This is a genomic window from Mesorhizobium sp. M4B.F.Ca.ET.089.01.1.1 (assembly GCF_004022605.1).
GTDB classification, from domain to species: domain Bacteria; phylum Pseudomonadota; class Alphaproteobacteria; order Rhizobiales; family Rhizobiaceae; genus Mesorhizobium; species Mesorhizobium abyssinicae.
Map to the genome: position 1 here is coordinate 1 of NZ_RZOS01000341.1, position 6,395 is coordinate 6,395.

Genomic DNA, 6,395 nt, shown 5'->3' on the forward strand with positions numbered 1-6,395 from the left:
GGGCCGCGCGCAGAACCGCCGCGTCGAGATCCAGCTTTCGCCGCTCACCTGAGCCCTTCGGCATCGAAACGTATAGACGGCCCCCACGGGGGCCGTTTTCGTTTGAACCGACATTGGCAGCCTTCAGTTCACCCAGTCGTCCTGAAGAATTAGCTAGTTCTAACGAACTGCTTTTCCGGGATAGTGGAAAGGAATAGCATCGGACCGTTCCAGAGGGACGGGGCGGTACAATCGGCCGCGCAATCAAGAAGTTCGACGCCTCGGTCTTGCACGGCCAGATCAGAAAATCTGGGAGGAATGCATGACGAAAACAGTTCGCTTCGGTGCCCTCGCTCTGACGGGTCTTATCGGCGCCTGGCTTGGCGCGGCCACGGCTCAGGCCGAGGATGCCGGCAAGGCCGACATCGAGGCCTTGAAAAAGTCGCTCGCCAAATACGAGGACTACACCGCCGCCATCCGCGACCTCTATCTGTCGACTGTCGGCTGCGTCTACTACAGCGGCGAAAAGATAGCCGGCACGATGGATTATCCGAAGGGCGCCATGGGCATCCACTTCGTCAATGTTCCCAGCGTCGGGCAGAAACTCGATCCGATGCGCCCCAACGTGCTGATCTATGAGCCGACCAAGAAGGGCCTGAAGCTGGTCGGGGTCGAATGGCTGGTGCCGCTGACACCGGACGTCAAGGAAGCACCTTCGTTATTCGGCCAGAAATTCATGGGGCCGATGGAGGGACACTATCCGCTCATCCCGAAGGAGTTCGTCCACTACGACCTTCACGCCTGGCTCAAGGACAACCCGAACGGCGTGTTCAGCCCGACCAACCCGAACGTGAAATGCAACAAGGCCGAGTTCCCGATGCTGGAGAAGCCGACCAAGATGATGCCCGGCCCGATGTGAGGGCCCGCAAGGCCGTCCAGACAAGAAAAGGCAAGCCGAGTGCTCGGCTTGCCTTTTGTCGAAACGGAACAGAGATCAGACCTTGGCGACGATCCGCATGAAGGCGGGCATGTCGTCGCCGAAACCGACGGTGGCGTCGTCTTCTTCCTGACGGTGGCGGGCAGGGCGGTCGCGCTCCCGCTTCGGCTCGCCGCGCTGGTCGTTGCGATCGCCCCTGCGCTCGCTGTTTTCGGAACGGATCGCTTCCTTGCGCGCGCGCCGCTCGCCGATATCGGCCACCGTTGCCTCGGCCGCGACCGGCTGCTCCTCGCGGGCCGGGGCCGGCGTGTCTTCGCCGTGCCGGGCATGGCGCTCGCGCGGTTTGCGCTCGCCCCTGTCCTTGCGTTCCTCGTCCTTGCGGCCGGCGCGGCGCGGCGCGCCGCGGCCACGGCGGGGCGCTTCGTCCTCGCCTTCGCTGGCGACCACCGTCGACAGGTCGCCGTCGTGCCACTCGATCTTGTTGCCGATCAGCCGCTCGATCGCATCGATGTATTTGGTGTCCGATTTGGTGGCGATGGTGAAGGATTTACCGGCGCGTCCGGCGCGGCCGGTGCGGCCGATGCGGTGGACATAGTCCTCGGCGTGGATCGGCACGTCGTAATTGAAGACGTGGCTGACATCGGGGATATCGAGGCCGCGTGCGGCGACGTCCGAAGCGACGAGGTAGCGCAACTTGCCGTCGCGGAAATTGGCCAGCATTTGCATGCGCGCGCGCTGGTCCATGTCGCCATGCAGGGCGCCGGCATCGAAATCGTACTTCAGCAGCGAGCGGAACAGTTCCGAGACCTCGACCTTGCGGTTGCAGAAGATGATGGCGTTCTTCAGTTCGGCGTCTTCGGCCTTCATCAGGTTGCGCAGCGTCTCGCGCTTGTCCCAGGGCTTGGAGCCGGACTTGACCAGGCGTTGTGTGATGCTGGTCGCGGTGGAGGCGGCCTTCGAGACCTCGACGCGCACCGGTGCGTGCAGGAACTTTTCCGTCAGCTTGGTGATCTCGGGCGGCATCGTCGCCGAGAAGAACAGCGTCTGACGCGTGAACGGGATCATCTCGCAAATGCGCTCGATGTCGGGGATGAAGCCCATGTCGAGCATGCGATCGGCCTCGTCGATGACGAGGATTTCGACGCCGTTGAGCAGCAGCTTGCCGCGCTCGCGGTGATCGAGCAGGCGGCCGGGGGTCGCGATCAGCACATCGGCGCCGCGCTCCAGCTTCTTGTCCTGCTCGTCGAAGGAGACGCCGCCGATCAGCAGCGCGATGTTGAGCTTGTGGTTCTTGCCGTATTTGACGAAGTTTTCCTCGACCTGCGCGGCAAGCTCGCGCGTCGGTTCGAGGATCAGCGTGCGCGGCATGCGGGCGCGGGCGCGGCCTTTCTCGAGACGGGTCAGCATCGGCAGCACGAAGGATGCCGTCTTGCCGGTGCCGGTCTGGGCGATGCCCAGCACATCCTTGCCCAGCAAGGCATGCGGGATGGCGCCGGCCTGGATCGGCGTCGGCTTGGTGTAACCGGCATCGGTGACCGCGGAAAGGACCTTCGGCGAAAGGCCGAGGTCCGCGAATGTCAACGCTTCTTGAGCAGTCTGGGTGTCTGAGGACAAGTTTGGCTGTCTTTGGCTTTTACAGGGGGAAGCGCAACGGTATCCGTCGCGGCAGGCGCCGCGCGCCTGCAAGATCGGCGTTGGAGTTAGGCGCAAGCCCACGATTTGTCAACAGAAACGGCCGGAAATGCTGCGATTGTGAAGACGTAAGCTTAATCGCGATGCTTAATCGAGGCCCTGTCCTGGCGCCGGCTCAGTAGCGGAACTGTTCGGCGAGGATGCGCTCGTTCCACGAATGGTTGGGATCGAACAGCAGCGTGGCCGTCGCGGTCGGCGACTCCCGCACCGTGACCGAGGCCACGGCCTTCACTTCGGTATGGTCCGCGGCCGCGTTCACCGGCCGCTTTTCGGCTTCGAGTATGTCGAAGCGCACCGTCGCCTTGTTGGAAAGCAGGGCGCCGCGCCAGCGGCGCGGACGGAACGGGCTGACCGGCGTCAGCGCCAGCAGCGGCGCGTCGAGTGGCAGGATCGGGCCGTGCGCGGAGAGGTTATAGGCGGTCGAGCCGGCCGGCGTCGCGATCATCACGCCGTCGCAGTTCAGCTCCTCGAGCCGCACCTGCTCGTCCACCGTGATGCGGATCTTGGCCGTCTGGTAGGACTGGCGCCAGAGCGCCACTTCGTTGATCGCCAGCGCAGAGACGGTCTCGCCCTCATGCGTCACCGCCAGCATCTCCAGCGGACGGATGGTCTCGGCGACCGCGGCGGCGATGCGCTCCTCGAGGCCGCCGGCGCGGTATTCGTTCATCAGGAAGCCGATGGTGCCACGGTTCATGCCGTAGACCTTCTTTCCGGTGCTCATCGTGTCACGTAGCGTCTGCAGCAGGAAGCCGTCGCCGCCGAGGGCGACGACAATCTCGGCCTCTTCGACCGATGTCTGCCCATAGTGCGACGACAGGCTTTCCAGCGCCGCTTTGGCGTCGGCGGTGTCGGACGAGACGAAGGCGAAATGGCTGGCGGCTTTGCTCATGGCTTCCCGATGACGAGCGGCTGGCGGTGGCCCGTTTCCGGACCGCGCCAGCGCCGGGGTAGCATGGGCCGCCCGCATCTGCAAAGGGCGGCACAGGACGGCAATGAAAGGCAGTTGCTCGCGCATTGTGTCGCCGGATGGCCGAACGTGATGGTTAAGACGAAGCTTAAGCTCTCGTAAAGCCGGATGGGCCATGTTAGCCGGCAGTGGATGGGTTGGCGGGGGCCAGCAAGTCGAGACCTGTCTATTGCCGGTGACACGCATGATTATCGTCTTCCTGATGCTGGGAAGTTTCGCCCTGGTCTTCGCCGAACTGGTACGGCATTCGGAAGATATGAGTTCCCGGCCCCAGCCGACGGCCTCGCGTTGCGGTGACACCGCCGGTATGCCCTGTCCGCAAAGAGCGCTGTAAGATCGCTATCCCACGTGGCCGCGCTTCCGGCTCCTACTGCGTCACGACCTGAAGATTGGCGTTGCCGTAGAAAGTATAGGCAAGGTAGGTCGGGTCACCCGTTTCGTAAAAGCGCTTGCGCACGCCTTGCAGGATTTCGGCGAGGTAGACCGGCCCGTCCTTGAGCCGGGTGGTGATGCCGCCGTAGAAATCGGCAGAGAAGGCGGCCGCGGCGCGGTCGGTCAGCGGCCACATGCCGCCGATGAAACCGGAAGCGCCGCTCGCCAGCACCGCAGGTCCCCAGCCCTGCACGAAGCCACCGAACATCTGCGAGCGTCCGCTGTCGCAGGCGTTGAAGAAATAGAAGGGATTGCCTGTACCGTGGGCGGCCGCGACCAGCGCGCGCCAGGTGTCGGGATCGAGCGACTGATCGACGAGGTCGATGGCAAAAACCGGTCGGCCGCTGCCAGGCTGGTTGACCTCGCCATGGCCGGAAAAATGGATGAAGCCGGTCGAGACCTCGCCGACGAGCCTTTCGAAAGAGACAAAATCGCCGTCAAAGCGGCGATAACCGGAAAGCTTGCTGAGCGCCTCGATCTCGACCTGCTGGAAGGACAGCGACTGCTTGTCGGCATAGGAGGGGGCTACGGCCGCAACGCCGGTGAAGACCAGCCGGTCGAGCGGATTGTCGACCTGCGAGGACATGCTGCGCGGCGCCCAGCGCGCCAGCCGATAGCCCATGCCGAGGAAGCCGTCCTGCGTCGCGCCGTCGTCGCTTCGCGGGCGGATCAATTCCCAGGGCAGTGTCGGGCTGTTCGAGGTGATCTGGATCGAGCGCAGTTCGCCCTTGCCCCGCAACGACCAGAAAACATGCTTGAACACCTTCGGCACATAGTCGCGATAGAGCACATCGCCGAAGCCTTCGGCGGCGAGCGTGACGAAGCGCTTTTGCGCTTCCGGGTCATTGCTTGCGGCAGGCTGCTGCAACGAAACCGCGCCGCGCAGGCTGAGGCCGAGCTGCAGCAGGCGTTGGTATTCGGACTCCAGCCATGCCGCCATCTCCGGCGGCGTCGAGAAACTGTCAGTCACCGGTCCGGCCAGATGCGGCGAATGGATGATGATCTGTCCGGAGCCGAGGCCGCTCGGATCGTCATAGAGGATGGTGACGTCGAGATCGGGCACGTCGCCGGCGCCGTTGAGGTCGATACTGCCGGTCAATGGCTGTCTCGGCGCCGAGGCGAGCAGCATTGTCGGGGCAGGGGTGGCGGTTTCGGCGCCGGGAGCGGGTATCCGCGTTCGCGCTATGGTGACGGGCCGCGATGCCGAGCCGAGGAAACGTCCGGCGCTGTAGATGCGGGCGATGAACTGGCCTGGCTTGCTGTCCTGGCCGATCGGCCGCGCCTTGAGCTCGAAGCGGACGAAATCGCTGTCGCCTTCGCGATAGAGCGTGGCTGCCCGGCTCCATTTGCCGCCATCGGCGAGATCGAAGCCCGAGGCGAAGAGATCGATGTCGATCGGCCATTGCTCCGTTCCGGCGGGCATCGCCATGCGCAGTGCGCCGTCCGCGGTCACCGTAGTGCCGGGTGCGGCTTTCACCTTGACCTCTGGCGTCAATTGCTCCTCGGCCAACGCGATCGATACGGTCACGACGTCACCCGCCACCACCTCGTCCGGCGCATCGATGGCCGGGTGCCGGACGACCTGCTCCGTGGCCGGCTCCGGAGCGGGCGGCGGGGGTGGAAGGTTGCCATCGTCGGGATCGACCTCCGCGCCGCCAGAAGGAACCAAGACCGGCCCGGTCGAGGGCTGGTCCTGGGCTGAGGCTGGTGCCGGATCAGGGGGTAGGGGCGGAAGGCCGTCACCGGGATCGATCTCGGTGTTGCCGGCGGGCGGGGGGCCAGCGCTCGTCGACGGCTGGTCCGGGGCCGAGGCCTTGCCGGTTTCAGCGGCGCGCTCCATTTCGGCCCTGAGCGCCTCAGCCTGTGCCCGCAGTTGTTGCTCATAGGCCTCGCGCTGGGCCTGCTCGCGCTTGTATGCCTCGTAGGCTGCGGCTTCCTCGGCCTCGCTCGTCTCCGGAGCCACGTCCATCGGATACGGCTCCTGGCCGCTGTCCCAACCGCCGCCGCCGCTGCCCGAACTGCCGCCGGCGGCCAAACCGACGCCGGCCGAACCACCGCCGCTGCCCGAGCCGCCATTTCCAAGACCGGCCGGTGGGCTGTCATAGCCGCCGTCGTTCGCCCCGTTCTCTGTCGGCGTCGCGGTGACGGGCGCATTGGCCATCGGTGCCATTGCACTCCGCTGGTCGGCCAGCCAGCTGTTGGCGAAAACCACCGCAAGCACGCCCAACATGCCGGCGAGAACAATCAGGATGACAGTTTTGGCGCGCATATGCCCAAGCCCTGTAGTGCGGAATTCGTCTCCGTTGGCATCAGCCCCTGCAGGCTTAGCCTGACAGACTGCAGGCCGGTTCGGCGCTCGCCGTCATCCAGCAACTGGCTGGTAAAACC

General features: G+C 64.9%; 4 protein-coding genes. 1 reads left to right on the forward strand and 3 read right to left on the reverse strand.

What is annotated here, in order from left to right:
• Positions 1–301 precede the first annotated feature (301 nt).
• Positions 302–898: a hypothetical protein gene (locus tag EN780_RS24955; RefSeq protein ID WP_127285899.1), complete on the forward strand. Its 597-nt coding sequence runs from the start codon at positions 302–304 to the stop codon at positions 896–898.
• Between the two features lie 75 nt (positions 899–973).
• Here EN780_RS24955 and EN780_RS24960 read toward each other — a convergent pair whose 3' ends face one another.
• From EN780_RS24960 to EN780_RS40790, 3 genes are all read right to left on the reverse strand, one after another.
• Positions 974–2,530 carry a DEAD/DEAH box helicase gene (locus tag EN780_RS24960; RefSeq protein WP_189556710.1) on the reverse strand — a complete coding sequence of 519 codons (1,557 nt, stop codon included), beginning with the start codon at positions 2,528–2,530 and terminating at the stop codon, positions 974–976.
• Positions 2,531–2,723: 193 nt separating this feature from the next.
• Complete coding sequence (locus EN780_RS24965) at positions 2,724–3,497, reverse strand: NAD kinase (protein ID WP_127285901.1); 774 nt, start codon at positions 3,495–3,497, stop codon at positions 2,724–2,726.
• Positions 3,498–3,942: 445 nt separating this feature from the next.
• A complete protein-coding gene (locus tag EN780_RS40790) occupies positions 3,943–6,276 on the reverse strand; it encodes a CHAT domain-containing protein (RefSeq protein WP_128275612.1) in 2,334 nt (777 codons plus the stop codon).
• Positions 6,277–6,395 lie beyond the last annotated feature (119 nt).